The 17,465-nt window shown below is 66.7% G+C and carries 14 protein-coding genes and 1 pseudogene; 9 read left to right on the top strand and 6 right to left on the bottom strand.

What is annotated here, in order from left to right; genetic code table 11:
* The first annotated feature begins 39 nt into the window (after positions 1 to 39).
* Complete coding sequence (xylB, locus tag ACQPW1_RS23305; RefSeq protein ID WP_433664823.1) at positions 40 to 1,518, top strand: xylulokinase; 1,479 nt, start codon at positions 40 to 42, stop codon at positions 1,516 to 1,518.
* Positions 1,519 to 1,540: 22 nt separating this feature from the next.
* On the opposite strand, the gene ACQPW1_RS23300 is transcribed toward xylB, so the two are convergent.
* Entirely contained in the window at positions 1,541 to 2,179 is a 639-nt protein-coding gene (locus ACQPW1_RS23300) for a GH25 family lysozyme (protein ID WP_433665311.1), read from the bottom strand.
* A gap of 280 nt (positions 2,180 to 2,459) precedes the next feature.
* On the opposite strand from ACQPW1_RS23300, the gene ACQPW1_RS23295 reads away from it, so the two are divergent.
* The 4 genes from ACQPW1_RS23295 to ACQPW1_RS23280 all read left to right on the top strand — a co-directional run bounded on the left by ACQPW1_RS23295 (position 2,460) and on the right by ACQPW1_RS23280 (position 6,387).
* Entirely contained in the window at positions 2,460 to 4,184 is a 1,725-nt protein-coding gene (locus ACQPW1_RS23295; protein ID WP_433664821.1) for an N-acyl-D-amino-acid deacylase family protein, read from the top strand.
* A 180-nt stretch (positions 4,185 to 4,364) separates the two neighbouring features.
* Positions 4,365 to 5,078, top strand: coding sequence for a maleylpyruvate isomerase family mycothiol-dependent enzyme (locus ACQPW1_RS23290; protein ID WP_433664820.1), 714 nt, complete (start codon positions 4,365 to 4,367; stop codon positions 5,076 to 5,078).
* 99 nt (positions 5,079 to 5,177) lie between these two features.
* The gene (locus tag ACQPW1_RS23285; RefSeq protein ID WP_433664818.1) at positions 5,178 to 5,807 is read left to right on the top strand and encodes a maleylpyruvate isomerase family mycothiol-dependent enzyme; all 630 of its coding nucleotides are present in this window, start codon (positions 5,178 to 5,180) and stop codon (positions 5,805 to 5,807) included.
* Between the two features lie 55 nt (positions 5,808 to 5,862).
* Positions 5,863 to 6,387 (top strand): DinB family protein, encoded by a 525-nt coding sequence (locus ACQPW1_RS23280; RefSeq protein ID WP_433664816.1) that lies wholly within the window; start codon positions 5,863 to 5,865, stop codon positions 6,385 to 6,387.
* 5 nt (positions 6,388 to 6,392) lie between these two features.
* Here the strand turns inward: ACQPW1_RS23280 and ACQPW1_RS23275 are convergent, their stop codons facing one another.
* Positions 6,393 to 8,690, bottom strand: a complete 2,298-nt coding sequence (locus ACQPW1_RS23275; protein ID WP_433664815.1) for an ATP-binding protein — start codon at positions 8,688 to 8,690, stop codon at positions 6,393 to 6,395.
* Positions 8,691 to 8,773: 83 nt separating this feature from the next.
* Positions 8,774 to 10,099, bottom strand: a pseudogene (locus tag ACQPW1_RS23270) (2-isopropylmalate synthase); the annotation flags it as partial.
* 241 nt (positions 10,100 to 10,340) lie between these two features.
* Between ACQPW1_RS23270 and ACQPW1_RS23265 the strand changes: the two are divergent.
* Both ACQPW1_RS23265 and ACQPW1_RS23260 read left to right on the top strand, forming a co-directional pair.
* Positions 10,341 to 11,012: a FadR/GntR family transcriptional regulator gene (locus ACQPW1_RS23265; RefSeq protein ID WP_433664814.1), complete on the top strand. Its 672-nt coding sequence runs from the start codon at positions 10,341 to 10,343 to the stop codon at positions 11,010 to 11,012.
* Positions 11,009 to 11,815, top strand: a complete 807-nt coding sequence (locus ACQPW1_RS23260) for an ABC transporter ATP-binding protein (RefSeq protein WP_433664813.1) — start codon at positions 11,009 to 11,011, stop codon at positions 11,813 to 11,815. Before ACQPW1_RS23265 ends, ACQPW1_RS23260 begins: the two co-directional genes overlap by 4 nt.
* A 60-nt stretch (positions 11,816 to 11,875) precedes the next feature.
* Here the strand turns inward: ACQPW1_RS23260 and car are convergent, their stop codons facing one another.
* Positions 11,876 to 15,391 carry a carboxylic acid reductase gene (gene car, locus ACQPW1_RS23255; protein ID WP_433664812.1) on the bottom strand — a complete coding sequence of 1,172 codons (3,516 nt, stop codon included), beginning with the start codon at positions 15,389 to 15,391 and terminating at the stop codon, positions 11,876 to 11,878.
* A 315-nt stretch (positions 15,392 to 15,706) separates the two neighbouring features.
* Positions 15,707 to 16,258: a PQQ-binding-like beta-propeller repeat protein gene (locus ACQPW1_RS23250; protein ID WP_433664811.1), complete on the bottom strand. Its 552-nt coding sequence runs from the start codon at positions 16,256 to 16,258 to the stop codon at positions 15,707 to 15,709.
* Here ACQPW1_RS23250 and ACQPW1_RS23245 point away from each other — a divergent pair.
* A complete protein-coding gene (locus tag ACQPW1_RS23245; RefSeq protein ID WP_433664810.1) occupies positions 16,196 to 16,624 on the top strand; it encodes an RNA-guided endonuclease InsQ/TnpB family protein in 429 nt (142 codons plus the stop codon). The genes ACQPW1_RS23250 and ACQPW1_RS23245 overlap by 63 nt on opposite strands.
* 144 nt (positions 16,625 to 16,768) lie before the next feature.
* Complete coding sequence (locus ACQPW1_RS23240) at positions 16,769 to 17,242, top strand: hypothetical protein (protein ID WP_433664809.1); 474 nt, start codon at positions 16,769 to 16,771, stop codon at positions 17,240 to 17,242.
* Here the strand turns inward: ACQPW1_RS23240 and ACQPW1_RS23235 are convergent.
* Positions 17,236 to 17,397, bottom strand: coding sequence for a hypothetical protein (locus tag ACQPW1_RS23235; RefSeq protein ID WP_433664808.1), 162 nt, complete (start codon positions 17,395 to 17,397; stop codon positions 17,236 to 17,238). The genes ACQPW1_RS23240 and ACQPW1_RS23235 overlap by 7 nt on opposite strands.
* Positions 17,398 to 17,465: the final 68 nt, after the last annotated feature.

The raw sequence follows: 17,465 nt of genomic DNA, 5'->3' as shown, positions 1-17,465 counted from the left end.
ATGCGTCGTGCGGAGACGCTCCGGGTGCAAGGTGGACAGATGTGTGCGGCGACGGTGGCCGGGGTGGACAGCTCCACCCAGTCCTGCAAAGTGGTGGTCTGCGACGCGGACACCGGCGCGATCCTGCACCAGGCGCAGGCACCGCATCCGGACGGCACCGAGGTGGCGCCGGAGGCGTGGTGGGACGCGTTGTGCACGGCGGGCGCCGGGTTGTTCGAGCACGTCGACGCCATCGCGGTGGCCGGCCAGCAGCACGGCATGGTCGCACTCGACGCCGAGGGGCGGCCGGTGCGCGATGCGCTGCTGTGGAACGACGTCCGCTCCGCGGCGGCGGCCGATGAGCTGATCCTGGCCCTCGACGGCCCGCGGGCCTGGGCCGATGCGGTCGGCAGTGTGCCGCTGGCCGCCTTCACCGTGACCAAGCTGCGCTGGCTGGCCGATCATGAACCGGAGCTCGCCGACCGCACCGCCCGGGTCATGCTGCCGCACGACTATCTGACCTGGCGGCTGCGCGGCGGCGGGCCGTCGAGCCCCGGGATCGAACCGACCACCGATCGCGGCGATGCTTCGGGCACCGGCTACTGGTCACCGGCTGACTGCGAGTACCGCAAAGACCTACTCGCCCTTGGCTTCCGCGGCCGGACACCGGAATTGCCGCGGGTGCTCGCGCCGTCCGAGGCGGCCGGGCGTACTCCCGACGGCGTGCTGGTCGCGGCGGGGACCGGCGACAATGCCGGTGCCGCACTGGGTCTCGGCCTCGGAGAGGGCGATGTGGTGGTTTCACTGGGCACGAGTGGCACGGTCTTCGCCCGCTCCGCCGTGCCCAGTGCCGACGCCAGCGGTGCGGTGGCCGGATTCGCCGACGCGACAGGGGCATTCCTGCCGCTGGTGTGCACCCTCAATGCCGCGCGAGTCCTCCAATACGCGGCCGACCTGCTCGGCGTCGACCTCGACACCCTCGAAACGCTTGCCACGCAGGCACCTCCGGGGGCTGACGGTCTCGTACTACTCCCCTACCTGTCCGGCGAACGCACGCCGAACCTGCCACACGCCACCGGCAGTCTGCACGGTCTGCGTCCGGAAACCATGCGCCCCAGCCACATTGCCCGCGCCGCCTACGAGGGCATGCTCTGCAACATGGCCGAGGCGCTCGATCATCTCCGCGCGCGGGGCACCGGCGTGCGGCGCATCCTGTTGATCGGCGGGGCCGCCCGCTCCGCCCTGGTCGCCGAGATCGCCGCGCAGATCTTCGGTGTCCCGGTCACCGTTCCGCAGCCGATCGAGTATGTCGCGCTCGGCGCGGCCCGGCAGGCCGCGTGGGCGCTGAGTGGTGCGGCGGAACCACCGACCTGGGCCGCGCATACCGTCGCCGAGATCCCCGCGCCGAGCGCGCCCGCGGTCGGTGACCGCATCCGTGCGGAGTATCAGCGGGCGCACGGTGACGTCTATGGCAGCTCCAGTGCGGCAACGCCGACTCCGGCGCCACGGCGCCGTTGGCGGCGGCGGAGCCATGAGTGAAGGACCGGAACGGCAAAGGACGCTACATCCACTGACCTGCGAATCGCTCCAGGGCCGCTTGATCCCCGTTGAACCTGTCCGCACCCCGGTTGGCTCCGGAGACCGCGTACTGCGTAAAGGTGTCTGTCCAGTCCGTATGCACCGGGTCGGCCGAACTGCCGGAGTGCAGTGTCCACAACGGGTTCACGGAACCGAAGTCGGCGGAATTGCCGGTGCAGTCCTGCCACCATTCGGTGGTAGTCGCGATCACCGGTGGACGCTGCGACCTCGTGCGATAGGTGTTGCTGAAGTCCTTCAGCCACCGGACCATCGCTTCGGGCGAGATTCCAAAGCATTTCTTGTCTTGCAGGAGGACGGCCCCGGGCAGCGTGTGTCCGCCTTCGGCAGTCCAGGCACCGCCATGGTCGACGAAGTAGTTGGCTTGATCGACGGCGCTGCCCGCATCGGCGACAGGAACGTGATACGCGCCGTGGAACAGATCGGTGCTCGTCACGCCGCTGTTCAGGCGGCCGAAAGCTGAACTGGCGCTTCTTCCTTCGGTCGCCTTGATGTAGGCGAATACGACACCTTTGGCTTTCACACCGACCCAGTCGACAGTGGATCCTGCGACATCGATGCCTTCGACGGCACTGGCCGCACGCGCCGTACTCGACGGCAGCACGCCGACCAACGCGATGACACAGCAGGCTGCCAGCGTGGTGATCCGAGCCGACCTGACGCGCATGCATGCTCCTCGTTTCCACTGCTTTTCACTGCCGCGACGGCGACTGCGGTCGCGGGTGGACCGAGAGATCCACCGTCCTCCTATTCGTTTCTGCGGACGGCCTGGATGGACGGGCATTCGACACCTCATGCACCCATCGGATGACCGCGGGTGGCCGCCCGTGCGACGATGTACTCATTACCGGTGGTACCAGATACCGGACAGCATGGAGGCGCACATGACGCGGTACGACGTGGTTGTTCGCGGCGGGTCGGTATTCGACGGCGCGGGATCGCCACCGCGCACCGCGGACGTCGGCATCAGAGACGGCAAGGTGGTCGCGATCAGCGCCGAGGCACTGCCGGATGGTGCGCGCACTGTCGACGCGACCGGCAAGTGGGTCATTCCGGGCATGCTCGACGTGCACACCCACTACGACGCGGAGGTGCTCGGCAGTCCCGGGCTCGGCGAGTCGGTGCGGCACGGTGTCACGTCGGTGGTGATCGGGAATTGCTCGCTGTCCACGGTGTATGCCGAAGCCGACGATTGCGCGGACATGTTCGCCAGGGTGGAGGCGCTGCCGTGGGATGCGGTGCATTCGGCGGTCAAGGAGCACAAGGACTGGGACGGGCCGCGCGCCTACGCCCAGTCGCTCGCCGCGCGTCCGCTCGGCGCGAATGTGGCCGCGCTGCTAGGTCATTCGGATATCCGAGTCGCCGTCATGGGCCTCGGTCGCGCGGTGGACCCGAAGGCACAGCCGACCGGCGATGAGCTGAATCGCATGCGGCAGATGCTGACCGACGCGCTCGATGCCGGATTCCTCGGGCTGTCCACCATCCGCAGCTCGTTCTCGAAGCTGGAGGGTGTGCGCTTCCCGACCAGGCAGCTGCCGTCCACCTATGCCAGCTGGCGCGAGTACGCGGTGCTGAACAAGATTCTGCGGCAACGGAATCGGATTCATCAGAGCACACCGAACCTCACCTCCCGGCTGGAGATCGCGCGCTACTTCGCGCAGAGTGCCGGGCGATTCCGCAAGCCGCTCAAGACAACTCTGATCGCGGGCATGGATGTGAAGGCCGATCGCACGACGGCTCGTGCCGCGACCACGGCGGCGTGGATCGCGAACACCCTGGGCGGGGCGGCTTTTCGGTGGCAGCACCTGCCGGTGCCGTTCGAGGTCTATGCCGACGGTGTCGATCTGGTCGTCTTCGAGGAGTTCGGCTCCGGGGTCGCGGCGTTGAACATCCGCGATGTGATGAAGCGCGGCGAGCTGCTGGCCGACGAGTCCTACCGCAGGCAGTTCCGCAAGGATCTCGCCAAGAAGTACGGGCCGCGGGTGTGGCATCGGGACCTGTACGACGCGCAGATCGTGTCCTGCCCCGAGGAGGACGTGGTCGGGAAGTCGTTCGGCGAGGTGGCCGACGAACGGGGCATTCACCCGGCCGACGCTCTGCTCGACCTGGCGGTCGCGCACGGTTCGAAGCTGCGCTGGCGCACAGTCATCGCCAATGACCGCGACGACGTGCTCGACTGGCTGCAACGCTCGCCCAATGTCCAGGTCGGTTTCGCCGATTCCGGCGCGCATCTGCGCAATATGGCCTTCTACAACTTCGGCCTGCGCATGCTGGAACGAGCGCACCAGCGCAAATTCATGCCGATCGAGGCGGCGGTGCACCGGCTGACCGGCGAGTTGGCCGAGTGGTACGGCCTGGACACCGGCCATTTGCACGAAGGCGCCCGCGCCGATATCGCCGTCATCGACCCGGCGGGTTTCGATGGTTCAAGCGCCGCTTATGCGGAAACTCCGTTCCCGGGCATTGCCGGGCTGGACCGAATGGTCAATCGCAATGATCGCGCCGTGGCCGCGACCCTGGTCGGCGGGCATGTCGTCTACGAATACGGCACCTTCGCACCCGGCTTCGGCACCACTCTCCACGCAGGTACATTCCTCAGCCCCGCCTAATTCACAAACGCGACACGCCGGTCTGAAACGCCGAGAACCCACTCGTCGGCATTTCGACCGGCATTAGGCATAGCATCAGCAAAGGGGATATACCCATCAAATCTTAATTGAGTTCGCGATAGTGTCCCGTCCGATGGGCAAATGTCGCGAGCCGAATGCCATCTCCGGATATGAGGAGGAATGATTACGGCGACGTTGACAGATAACGGGGTGCGCACGGCGATCACGGCGGAACGAACCGACCTCGCCGAGCTGCTGACTGGACTCGATGCCGAAAGCTGGGACGCGCCGACACTGTGCCGCGGCTGGCGGGTGCGCGAGGTCGTCGCGCACATCACTCTCCCGTTCCGCCTCTCCGAAGCCCGCTTCGCGTTCGAAATGCTGCGGGCGGCAGGCGGTTTCAACCGAATGGCCGATCACACCGCGCGACAGGACGCGGCCGAGCTCACCGCCGAGGACCTGCTGAAGTCGCTGTGGGACAACGTCGCTCACCCATGGAAGCCACCCGGCGACAACTTGGTGGGCGCGCTGAGTCACGATGTAATCCACGGCTTGGACATCACGGTAGCCCTCGGCCTGAAACGCAACGTGCCCGAAGACCGACTACGCCTCGTCCTGGATGCCGTAAATCCCAAGAGCCTCAAGTTCTTCGGGGTCGACCTCGAAGGAATCCAACTCCGCGCCGAAGACCTCGACTGGAGCTACGGCACCGGCGAAATCCTCTCCGGCGCCGCCCAGGACCTACTCCTCGTCCTGTGCGGCCGCACCCTGGCCGACGGAAAACTACACGGCCTGAAAGCCAACCGCTTCACCCGCTCCGGTCAACGCGGCCGCCACCGCAAACACCGTCCCTACCGCCGCCTACACACCGAGATTCACTGGCAAACCGTGTAGGCCGTATTCCCCCTGCGCCCGGTCCAGCTCGCCGATGAATTTGCCAGTTGTGTGGCGCCTCGGCTCGTGGGGAGGAATGATCGCGGGCGAGGAGACACTATGACCGATACCGAGGTGCGCAGGGCGATCGCGGGTGAGCGGACCGACCTTGCTGAGCTACTGGCCGGGCTGGATGCCGAGAGTTGGGATCTGCCGACGCTGTGTCGGGGGTGGCGGGTGCGGGAGGTGGTCGCACACATCACCATGCCGTTTCGGTTGTCCGGGGGGCGGTTCGCGCTGGAGATGGTGCGGGCGGTGGGCAGTTTCAATCGGATGTCGGATCGCACGGCGCGCCACGACGCTGCCGAGCTCACCGCCGAGGATCTGCTGAAGTCGCTGTGGGACAACGTTGCTCATCCATGGAAACCGCCGGGTGGTGGTTTCGAGGGTGCGTTGAGTCACGATGTCATCCATGGCCTGGACATCACCGTAGCCCTCGGGCTGGAGCGCAACGTGCCGGAGGATCGGCTGCGTATCGTGCTCGATGCCATCAATCCGAAGAGCGTCAAGTTCTTCGGCGTCGACCTGAAGGGGATCGAATTGCGCGCCGATGATCTGGACTGGAGTTATGGCTCCGGCGAGGTCGTGTCCGGTGCCGCGCAGGACCTGCTGCTGGTGTTGTGCGGGCGAACCCTGCCCGCCGAGAAGCTGCATGGGGACAAGGCGAAGCAGTTCACCGGCTCCGGCTAATGCCTCGACAATAACCGCGAGCCGCCGCAGCCTCCATCGAGCTACAGTCGGCTGCGTGAACTGGACCGCGCCCGACCCCACCCGAACCCAAGCACCGCTGATCGCCGATGAGCGACCGATGTTGCAGGGCTGGCTCGACTTTCATCGTGCCACGCTGCTGATGAAGTGCGCGGGGCTCACCGAGAAGCAGCTCAAACAGCGTTCCGTCGAACCGTCGACGCTGTCGCTGCACGGCCTGGTCCGGCACATGAGCGAGGTGGAGCGCGGCTGGTTCCGCCGCGCCGCCACAGCCACGGACCTCGCGTACCTCTACTGCACCGAGGACAACCCGGACGGCGACTTCGACGACACCGAACAGGCCGACCCTGCAACCGATTTCGCGACTTACCGACGTCAGATCGAACTGGCCGACGCCGCGGTCGTCGACCTGCCCCTCGAGCACACTTTCCCGCACCCGTTCCGGCCCGAACTGGTGTACAACCTCCGGTGGGTCTACGTGCACATGATCGAGGAGTACGCCAGGCACAACGGGCACGCCGACCTCCTGCGTGAGCGCATTGATGGGGCTACCGGCGACTGACCTGGTCAGAGGGAGTGCTGGCTCACCCAAGCCGCGACTTGGGTGCGTGATTCGAAGCCGAGCTTGGTGAGGATGTGGTCGACGTGACTCTCCGCGGTACGAATCGAGATGACCAGCTCGGCGGCGATGCGTTTGTTGCTGTAGCCGGCGGCGACCAATCGGGCCACGTCCTTCTCCCGACGCGTAAGTTGTTCGTCCGCAGTAGATTGCGGCGTCGGTAGCGGCGCAGGTTGTTCGACGCCGAGGGCGTAGCTCACCGCCTCGTCGAGAGTGAGGGCGGCACCGCTGTCGAACGCCGATCCGAACTCCCCGTCCCCCATGGCGTCATGAACCCGCAGCCGGACCTTCTCACCGACCGCGTCGGTCATGGCGTGCGCGAGACGCTGCGTACTGCCGCGCCGCACCGTCGTCGCGGCACCCATCAACCGAGCGGCGCGACGCTGGTCACCACCGGCGGCCGCGGCCCAGGCGAGCCCATCGAACGCGGACGCGGTCCACACGCAACGATCGAACAACCGCAGCAGCTCGACCGAGCGGCGCAGCTCATCGATCGCCTTGTCCTCGTTGCCGTTTCGCCAATGGTTCGTCCCGACCGCCCACGACGCCAGTCCGCCGAGCAGATGCGAACCGTGCTCCGCGGACTTGGCCAGGAACTGCTCGGCCAGCGTGCCCGCGCGGTCGTCCTCCAGCACCATCGCGCACACATACGCGAAGGCGAGACATTCCATCTCCGTGCCGTGATGCCCACACGCCCGGGCCCGCACCACGGCAGCCTCGGCGATTTCGAGCGCACGCAACGGATCCGACTCAGCAAACGCCAGCACCGCCGACAGCAACATCGCCTCGACCAGCACCTCCTCGGCGGCCAATTCCGTTGCTATCAACTCGCATTCGCGCAAGTACTCGTGCGCCGACACCGTGTCCGACAGCATCGCGGCAATGACGGACGCGGCGGTGAGTGCCCGCGCCCGGTCGGCGGTGCGCGCCGGATCCTTGCCGAGCGCGTCCATCAGCCAGCGATAGCCCTCCAGCAGAAACCGGTAGTGCTCCCAGAACGGCCGCAACTCGGCGGCAATCTGTAACCCCCGGTGCGCACCGGCCGGATCGGCGAGCGCGAACTGCAGCGCCGCCCTTAGATTCGCGTGTTCGCGGGTGACATCCCGGAACCAGATGACGTCCGCGTCACCCCAGTATTCGATGCGCCCCCGCTGCGCGACCCGGTAGTAGTGGTCGCGGTGCCGGATCCGTAGCGCGTATTCGTCGCCGTGCGCCGCGAGCCGCGCCAGCGCGAACTGCCGCAGCGGCTCGAGCATGAGGTATCGGCCGGTGCCGTCACTGTCTTGACGATGACTCAGCACGGACTTGTCGACCAGACCGGTGAGCGCGTCCACCAACGCACCGGGCGGATCGAGCAGGCACACCGCCTCGGCGGCGGCCAGGTCGAAGCCGCCCGCGAACACCGCGAGCTGCTCCCACAGGTGCTGTTCGTCCGGGGTACACAGGTCGTAGCTCCAACGGATGGCGGCCTCGAGCGTCTGCTGCCGTTCCGGTGCCGTGCGCAGGCCGGTGGTAAGCAGCCGCATGGTGTCGTCGAGCCGTTCCAGCACCTGATCCGGGGTGAAGGCCCGCAGCCGCAACGCCGCCAGTTCCAGTGCCAGCGGAATGCCTTCCAGTCGAAGGCAGATCGCCGCCAGCGCCCCGAGATTGGTCGCGGTGACCCGGAATTCGGGATTCGCGGCGGTGGCGCGATCGATCAACAGCCGCAGGGCAGCATTGTCCGTCGGGTCGATTTCGCCGGAGTCCTCGTCGATTTCGGGCACCGGCAGCGGTGCGACCGGCAGCACCTGCTCCCCCACGACGCCGAGCGGCTCCCGGCTGGTCGCCAGCACCCGGATATCGGGCGTGCGGGCGATCAGCCGGTCGACGAGTTCGGCGCAGGCGTCGATGAGGTGCTCGCAGTTGTCGAGGACGAGCAGCAGGTGCTTGCCGCCGAGGTAGTCGGTGAGACCGGCCAGCGGCGCACTGGTGTCGTCGCGCAACCCGAGCGCCTGCGCGACGCTCAGCGCCACCAGCTCCCCGTCGTTGACGTGTGCCACCTCGACCAGCCACACACCGTCGGGAAAGGCCCGCCGCACCGCCTGGCCCACCCGCCTGGCCAGCCGGGTCTTGCCGACGCCGCCCGGCCCGGTGAGGGTGAGCAGCCGCGTGCTGGACAGCAGTTTCCTGGCGGCGGCGACTTCGCTGCCTCGCCCGACGAAGCTGGTCACTTCGGCGGGGAGGTTTCCTGTCACGTACCGCGCCACGCCGATTACCTTCGCACGGACGGCCGCGACCCCGGGCGTTTTGCCCGAAGATGCCGCGCGTGTCAGTGCGTCGGCATCGTCGGATAGACGGCCTCGAACAGGTCGCGCAGTTCGCCGGCGGTAATCTCCTGACCGGTGCTGTCGGTGTGCGCCTGCACATGCCTGGCGAAGTCGATCTGCAGGTGCCGGGGCAGGTCGATGCCGAACTCCGTCTTCAGCAGATACGCGATGCCGCCCTTGCCCGACTGCGAATTGACCCGGATGACAGCGTCGTAGGTGCGTCCGATGTCGGCCGGATCGATCGGCAGATACGGCACCTGCCAATCCAGTTGGCGTTCCGGGATTCCCGTCTGCGCGGCCCGGGCCCGATGCGCCGCCATGCCCTTGTTGATGGCGTCCTGGTGCGTGCCGGAGAACGCGGTATGCACGAGATCGCCTACGTACGGGTGCCGTTCGGGAACCGGCATGCGGGTGCAGTACTCGACGGTCCGGCGGATCTCGTCGATATCGGCGAAGTCGATCATCGGATCCACGCCCTGCGCGTGCAGATTCAGTGCGAGGGTGGCGATGTCGACGTTGCCGGTGCGTTCGCCGTTGCCGAAGAGGCAGCCCTCGACGCGTTGCGCGCCCGCAAGCACGGCCAGTTCGGCGCTCGCGATGCCGGTGCCGCGGTCGTTGTGCGGGTGTACGGACAGGATGACGCTGTCGCGGCGGGCCAGGTTGCGGTGCATGTATTCGATCTGGTCCGCGTAGACGTTCGGCGTCGCGACCTCCACTGTGGCAGGCAGATTGAGGATCACCGGGCGCTGCGGGGTGGCGTCCCACAGCGTTGTCATCCGGTCGCACAGATCCAATACGTAGTCGGGCTCGGTCAGGTTGAACACCTCGGGCGAGAACTCGAACCGCACGTTCGGCAGGTCGGCGGTGAATTCCAGGACGTCGCGGCCACCGGCGAGGATCAGCTCGCGCAGCCCGGCATGGTCCTTGCCCAGCACCGTGTTTCGCCAGGTGGGTGCGGTCGCGGCGTACATGTGGATGACGACATTGCGCAGGCCGCGCACCGATTCGACGGTGCGTACGATGAGATCTCTTCTGGCGGGGGTGAATACGACGATCGCGACGTCGTCGGGCGCGAGGTCGGTGTCGGCGATCAGCCGGACGAAGTCGAAGTCGGTCTGCGACGCGGACGGGTAACCGACCTCGATCTCCTTGTAGCCCATGGCCACCATCAGTTCGAAGAAGCGCCGCTTGCGTGCGGGATCCATCGGTTCGGCGAGTGCCTGGTTGCCGTCGCGCAGGTCGACCGGTACCCACAGTGGGGCCGCGGTAATCCGCGCGTTCGGCCAATCACGCTCGGTGAGTGGGACTTCCACCCGGTCGTAGACGGATCGGTAACGGTGTGACGGCATCTGGGAGTGCCGCTGCGGATTCCAGGCGGGCGCGTTGGCGGGGATCTGGCCGGCGGGAGTGTTGATCGTCGGGAAAGACATGCTGTGCTTTCTGGCAGTCACGAAACAGAGGTGACCGGCCACGACAAAGCCCCACGGCGGGGGGCCGGTCGTTCAGGCCCCGCCGTGGCGGCTAAGGAGAAGCATGGCGCGCATGATGGCTAAACTATACACAACTCCTCAGACAAGTAGAGAGGTTGCGATGGTCTCGCAGGTACGGCGTCATCCGCTGGCCGCCCAGGCGGCCGAGCTGATCATGACGCGCATCAAGGCGGGCGAATGGCCGCTCGGGCACCGGCTGCCCGGCGAGACGACGCTCGCCGCGCAGCTCGGCGTCGGCCGCTCGACGCTGCGCGAAGCCATCCGTGAGCTGGCGGGCAAGGGCGTGCTGGACAGCCGTCAGGGCGCGGGCGTGTTCGTCACGGCGCTGGATGCGAAGGACGACTGGGATGTCGTGCTGCGCCGCGCCACCATCGCCTCGGTGATCGAGGCCCGCATCGCCATCGAGGCAGAGGCGGCGGCGCTCGCCGCGCACCGCCGCACGCGCGCCGACCTGCGCATCCTCCGGTCCACCCTGCTCGCGCGCGAAGCGCACGGCGAGCCGGTGGCCGAGCACGTCGACGCGGACATGGCCTTCCATCGCGCCGTGCTGGTCGCCGCGCACAACGAGGTGCTCGTCCAGCTGTTCGACACCTTCCTCCCCCGGCTCCGGCTGGCGATGATCGACATGCTGACGATCCGCCCGGCGCCCTCCGAGCGCGCCGACCATGCCGCGCACGAGCTACTCGTCGAGGCGATCGTCGCCCGAAATGCCACGGCCGCAGCGGAATTGAGCCGCTCGCATCTGACGACACTGAAGGAGGCATTCACGTGACCGGAGCTCCGGTGCTCGAACTGACGGACGTGACGTTCCGCCGCGAGGGCAAGAAGATCATCAACGGCATCTCGCTGACCGTGCGCGCGGGCGAACACTGGGCGCTGCTCGGCCCGAACGGCGCGGGCAAGAGCACCCTGCTCGGTTTCTGCGGCGCGGTCACCTTCCCCACCACGGGCACGGTCCGGGTGCTCGGCGAGCAGCTCGGGCGCGTCGAACTGCAACGCCTGCGCCACTCCATCGGGCACGTCAATCCGCGGCATCCGCTGCAATATCCGCTGACCATCCGCGAGGTCGTGCTGACCGGGATCACCGCGACCATCGATACGCCGATGCGCTGGACGCCGCCGCCGGATCAGCTCGTCCGCGCCGACGCGATGATCGACACCGTCGGCCTGACCGGCAAAGCCGACAACACCTGGAACACCCTCTCTCAGGGCGAGCGCGGCCGCACGCTGATCGCCCGCGCTCTCATCGCCGAACCGCGGCTGCTGCTGTTCGACGAACCCTCCACCGGCCTGGATCTGGCTGCGCGCGAACAACTCCTGGAAACCATCGACACCCTCGGCGACACCCATCCGGACGTCGCGTCGGTACTGGTCACCCACCACCTAGAGGAACTCCCGAGCACCACCACGCACGCCCTGCTCATCGCCGACGGTGAAACCGTCGCGGCGGGCCCGGCCCGGGAGACGCTGACCACCGACAACGTCACCGCCGCCTTCGCGCACCCCGTCGAGGTCCGCTACGACGGCCGCTGGACCGCCCGCGCCGCGCACACCAACCCCGCTTGGCCGACCTGAGGCACGCTGTTCCGGCACCACGCGCTGATTCCCGAGCGTGGTGCCGGACGTCGAGCAGCCTCAGAGCAGCCCGAGCAACTGCAGATTGGTGATGTACTTGACGATGATCGGCGCCGTGACATGCGGAATGTCCTTGTCCTGGCCGACTTTCGCCTCCTGCACCGCCGCATGGAATCGCTCGGTGGGCGCGAACGACCCGCGGATCGGCTGCTCGGGCCGCTGATAGTTGTGCAGCAGCGGCAGCAGTGAATGCTGACGCTGCTGTTCCGGCAGCGCCCGCAGCGCGGTCTCGAATCGCCGCAACCAGCCGTCGTATTCGGCGATCCGCTGGATCGAGTAGCCCGCGTCGATCAGCCAGTCCACGTACTCGTCCAGCCCGATGCCGTCGTCGTACGGGTTCATCACGTGATAGGTCTGGAACCCGTCCGTCACCTGCTCACCGAGCGTCGAGATCGCCTCGGCGATGAAATCGACCGGCAGCCCGTCGTAGTGCGCGCGCTGCCGATTGCCGTCCGCGTCGGTCTCGTAGAACGAGAAGGGCGCGATGCCGCTGGCCACCAGACTCAGCATCATCCGGGTGAACATGTCGGGCAGGTTGAGCTGACCGAAGTACTTGCCGCTCACCAGAATCATGTCGCAGCGGAAGACCGCCACCGGCAGACCACACAGCTCGTTGGCCGCCCGCAGCAGCACCTCCCCCGCCCACTTGCTGTTCGAATAGCCGTTGGCGTAGCCGTCGTCGACCGTGCGCACCGGGCTGGCGGCGCGGATGTCGGCGGCCTCGGTGAACGACGACGGTTCGATCTGCGCGCCGACGCCGATGGTCGAAACATAGGTGAACGGCTTCAGTTTCGTGGTGAGCGCGATGCGGATCAGCTCGGCGGTGCCCACCACGTTCGGGCCGAACAGCTGGCTGTAGGGCAGCAGGTGATTGACCAGCGCGGCAGGATCGACGATCACATCGACGGTGTCGGCCAACCGCTGCCAGGTCTGCTGATCCAGGCCGAGGTTCAGCTCGCCCTTGTCACCGGCGATCACCTCCAGATGATCGGCGGCCAGAGTTCGGTAGTGCCGCAACAACTCTGGGTCACCACTGTCGAAGGTCTTGTCCAATCGCGCGCGTGCGGCGGCGTCGTCCTTGGCCCGCACCAGGCAGATCAGCTTGCCGCCGACCAGGGACAGTCGTTCGAGCCATTCCAATGTCAGGTAGCGACCGAGGAAACCGCTCGCGCCGGTCAACAGGACGGTCCGCACCTGGGTGCTCGGCCGTGGCAGCGTGGGCGCGGCGGCGAGTGTCTCGGCGTCGATGAACTTGTCCAGCGTGAGATCTCGCGCGTGCGCCTCGGTGGCGTCGCGGCCGTGCACCGTCGCGAAGGTGGGGCGTTTCGCGCCGGAAGTCCGCTCCGCCTCGATGTAGTCGGCGATGGCCTGCAGATCGGTCGCCGGGCTGACGATGACGCCCACCGGCACATCGATGTCGAAGATCTCGTGCAGCAGATTGGCGAAGGTCAACGCGGACAACGAATCTCCACCCAGGTCGGTGAAGTGCGCGTCCGGTCGTCGATCGGCGACCGAGGCACTGAGCAGCGCACCGGCGGCCCGGCTGACCGCCTCCAGCACCGGCCGGTCAGCCCCGCCGCGACGCAGCGCACTCAGCTCGCTGGCCTGTCCTTCGGCCAACTCGGTGTAGAGCTGTTCCAGCCGTTCGCCGTAGTGTTCCTTGAGTTTCGGCCGCGCCAGCTTGCGAATGCCGGTGAGCAGACCGTTCTCCAGCGTGAAAGGTGTTGTCTCGATGATGATTCCGCGCGGGATCTCATAGGACTGTAGTTCGGCCGCTCGCGCGACCTGCTGCAGCGAGTCACTGATCAGCGACTTCAGCGCCTCGATATCGCCGCCGGTACGGGCCAGTGTGTCGGCGGTCGGCACGACCACCGCCAACAGGTAGGCGCGTGCGCTGTTGCCATAGATGTAGATCTGCTGGACCTGCGGGCTGCTGTCGAACGCCGCCTCCAACGTCGAGACGGTGACGAACTCGCCCTGCGACAGCTTCTGCACGTTGTTACGACGGTCGAGGTAGACCAGCTCATCGGGACCGATCTCGGCCACGACATCCCCGGTCCGGTAGTAGCCGTCCGCGTCGAACACCGCCGCGGTGACCTCCGGCCGCTTGTAGTAACCGGGGAACATGCCGGCCGACTTGACCAGCAGCTCGCCGCGCGGATGCGGCCGGTCGGTGCGGAAATAGCCGAGATCGGGCACGTCGACCAGCTTGTAGTCGGTGATCGGCGGGCGCCGCACGAGCCCGTCGATGAACACGGCGCCGGACTCGGTCGATCCGTACCCCTCCAGCAGATGCAGGTCGAGGAAGGTTTCGACGAACGCCCGCAGTTCCGGGGAGATCGGCGCGGACCCGGTCAGCGCCGTAACGAACCGGCCGCCGAGCAGTGACTGGCGCTGCTCGGCCATCACCTCAGCTTCCAGCGCCGCCCGATCGGTGCCGTCGACGAAGCGCCGATCCAGCTCGCTGTGGAACTCCTGGAACAGCATGTCCCAGATCCGCGGCACGAAGTTCAGCTGGGTCGGCCGCACCAGCGCGAGATCTTCCAGCAACGTCGAAAGATCGCTCCTGGCCGCGAAATACGCGGTGCCGCCGGTGCCGAGCGTCCAGTACAGGACGGCGCGACCCATCACGTGGCTCATCGGCATGAAGTTGAGCGTGATCGACGGCGCCGAACCCTCTTGTCCCCAGGCCGCTTTGGTCGACTTGCGCCAGAAGTTGGCGACCAGCCGTTCGGTGTACATGGCGCCCTTGGGTGCGCCGGTGCTGCCGGAGGTGTAGATCAACAGCGACAACGGGTCGGCCTCGTCGGGCACGACATCCGTTGCAGGCAGCGCTTTCCCACGGTCGAGCAGATCCGCCAGGCTTTCCAGCACCGCCGGGCTGCCCGCCTCGGTCAGCCGCGCACGGGCCGCGTCGAACGCCGCCCGCTGCTCGTCCACCTGCGGCAGATAGTCGAACACGACCAGCCGCTCGGGTGCGGTGGCCAGCACCAGCTCGACGGCATCAGCGAGATAGTCGACGCTCGAAGCGATTACCCGCGGTTCGGTCTCCTCGACGATCGGGCGCAGCTGGGTGACCGGCGCGCTGGTCTGCAACGGAACCGACACCGCACCGACCGGGACCAACGCCAGGTCGATGGTTGTGTAGTCGACGCTGCTGAAACCGAGGATGCAGACACAATCACCGGGTCGCACATGGTCTTTGAACGCACCGGCGATGGCATCGATGCGTTCCGACAGCTCGCGATACGTGATGGTGTCGAAACTGGGCAGCAGTTCGGTGGCGACGCGCCCGGTCGCCGGGTCTTCGACGAGCCGCACGGCGCGTTGCCCGAGCGCGGGCCGGTCCGCGTAACCCGCCAGTGCGGTTCTCACCAGCTGCGACAGTCGCAACCCCGGTTGCTCGAGCGCCGCCGTGACCGCCTCATCGGGCAGGGCGCCGACGAACTGTGCGTCATTGGCGTGCAGATCAGCGATGCGGCGTGCGAGCCGCTCTTCACGAGAATCAATCGACATAACAGGTCCACCTCCACGACCAGCAAAAACTTGACGGGATCCGGTAGAAACTCGGCGGCGCGATACGCGCTCGACATCATTAGCTTAGCAAACTAATGGAACTTGTTGCTGGCAATCTGCTGTGAATAGCGCGGCCCGCCGCCGAGCTCCCGAAGCCATTGCCACGCACCGAGATCGTGCGCCGATGTATCGGCCGTAGGCCGCATCACGGAACGGCACGGCCAGGAGTACGACGTCCGCGCCGAGGAGGTGACCGAGCTGCTCGACCGGCGGCGAGTGGTGGAGCTCATCGACGGGGCAGAGTTCGAGGTGTGATCACGGTAAGCCGAAGGCCAGCAACACATTTCCCGGCATGCCGGTGGTAATCGGATGCGCGTAACCAGAATTCGTGTACAGCATGCCGTTCGCGACGACCGCACCGTTGCCATTGAGACCGCCGCCGATACCTGGCACCCCGTTAACGGTGAAGTACGGCCGGTGCGTGTCGTACTCCCAGAGGATGGCCCCGGTGTCGGCGGCGAAGACCCGCATCTTCCCGTCCAGGCTGCCCTCATAGACCAGTCCGGGCGACGAGGAGACCGCATTGGGCATGGACTCCTGGCGCAGCGGGTCCATCGGCACGGGCGGCAGATCGAGCAGGCAGCCATTGGCCGGATTGGGTGTGCGCCACAGGATGCGACCGTCGCCGGGGTCCAGCGCGAACAGTGTACCCGGATTCGCCCCATAGGTGGCCACATACAGTCGATTGCCGTCATAGCTTGCGCCCCATTGGATTCCGGCCAGCGACTCGGCGCCCACCAAGCGGTGTACGTCGAGGATCTGTGTGCGAAAGGGCTCGCGCGGACCCGCCTGGCGAAATCTGTACACGACGCCGGATGGGCGATGTTCACTCGCATGCTGGCGGAGAAGGCTGCCCGGTACGGGCGGTACTTCGCCAAGGTCGACAGGTTCTTCCCGTCGTCGCAACTGCGCTCGGACTGCGGGGTGATCGACGGGAAGAAACCATTGTCGGTGCGGTCGTGGACGTGCCGGTGTGGCGCGGTCCACGACCGGGATGTGAACGCGGCACGAAACATACTCGCCGCCGGGCAGGCGGAGAGACGAAACGCTTGTGGAGCGCAGGTAAGACCGGAACTTGTTCCGGCACCGCGCATTGAAGCAAGAACCCGCCGAGAGCGCCGTTCGACGCTGGTAGGAATCCCCGGCCTTTTGGCCGGGGAGGATGTCAAATGATGCTGATACACGCGCTCTCTCTCGACCGCGCAGTGACAGACGGTCGAGCCCGCTAGTTCGGTTGTAACGCCGTGGTAATCGCCGGACCGCAATCGCGTGTGAGCATGCTACGAAATCGCTTACCTCCGAAAGGAATCCGGCCACGTGCGGCAGTTCTATCGAGCAGTGCTCCTGGACGACGACCATCGGCTGATCGGATACGTGGAGCCCGGCGCGCAGCTCGAGGAACATGCGTGGATCGGTAACCACGGCGTTCAGGGTGTCGAACGTCTGCTGTCTGTGCCGGCCCGTGTGGTGTGGGCGCGGCGGGAGTTCGGCCGGGAGAACCTGTACGAGGTCGCGGCTTCCGTCGCGCCGCTGGTTGCGCCGGAACACGGATGCACCGGGCGGTACATCGTCAATCACGATCAGTGCGGGTACGTGGACAAGGCCGCCGCGCGGGAGAACGCGCGGCGGCGGCGCATCCATCCGCTGCCGATACTCACCGCCGAGGAGGGCACCGAGCTGCACGCGTTGGCGGGCGCGTGGGCGCGGGACCGGATTTCGGTGAGCGACAACGTGCCTGAGGGGTTCGAGTTATGGAAGTTCGATATAGCGGAACTTAACCAGTTTCAGTAAATCGTGGGCAACCCGCCGACGACACGCGGCATCTCCACCGTGTCGTCCATAGCCTGGGCGCGCACGTCCGCCAACTTGTCGAGGAATGCCTCTGCGGAGCCGAACCGGGCCGCAACCTGCGCTAACAGTTGTTCAGCTGGTTTCATGAAGTCCATGCCGTTCAGCATGACCGGTCAGATGTCCAACAGTCACACCGTTAGCACATAGTTTGCCGAAATGTCTT

The sequence above is a fragment of the Nocardia sp. CA-128927 genome, assembly GCF_050955855.1.
Lineage (GTDB): Bacteria > Actinomycetota > Actinomycetes > Mycobacteriales > Mycobacteriaceae > Nocardia.
This window is presented reverse-complemented; position numbering and strand designations above follow the sequence as displayed.

Bases quoted from the DNA above. Each gene is read 5' to 3' on its own strand.
- car (WP_433664812.1), bottom strand. From the start codon at position 15,391: ATGTCGATTGATTCTCGTGAAGAGCGGCTCGCACGCCGCATCGCTGAT.
- ACQPW1_RS23285 (WP_433664818.1), top strand. From the start codon at position 5,178: ATGACCGATACCGAGGTGCGCAGGGCGATCGCGGGTGAGCGGACCGAC.
- ACQPW1_RS23265 (WP_433664814.1), top strand. From the start codon at position 10,341: ATGGTCTCGCAGGTACGGCGTCATCCGCTGGCCGCCCAGGCGGCCGAG.
- ACQPW1_RS23235 (WP_433664808.1), bottom strand. From the start codon at position 17,397: ATGGACTTCATGAAACCAGCTGAACAACTGTTAGCGCAGGTTGCGGCC.
- xylB (WP_433664823.1), top strand. From the start codon at position 40: ATGTGTGCGGCGACGGTGGCCGGGGTGGACAGCTCCACCCAGTCCTGC.
- ACQPW1_RS23295 (WP_433664821.1), top strand. From the start codon at position 2,460: ATGACGCGGTACGACGTGGTTGTTCGCGGCGGGTCGGTATTCGACGGC.
- ACQPW1_RS23290 (WP_433664820.1), top strand. From the start codon at position 4,365: ATGATTACGGCGACGTTGACAGATAACGGGGTGCGCACGGCGATCACG.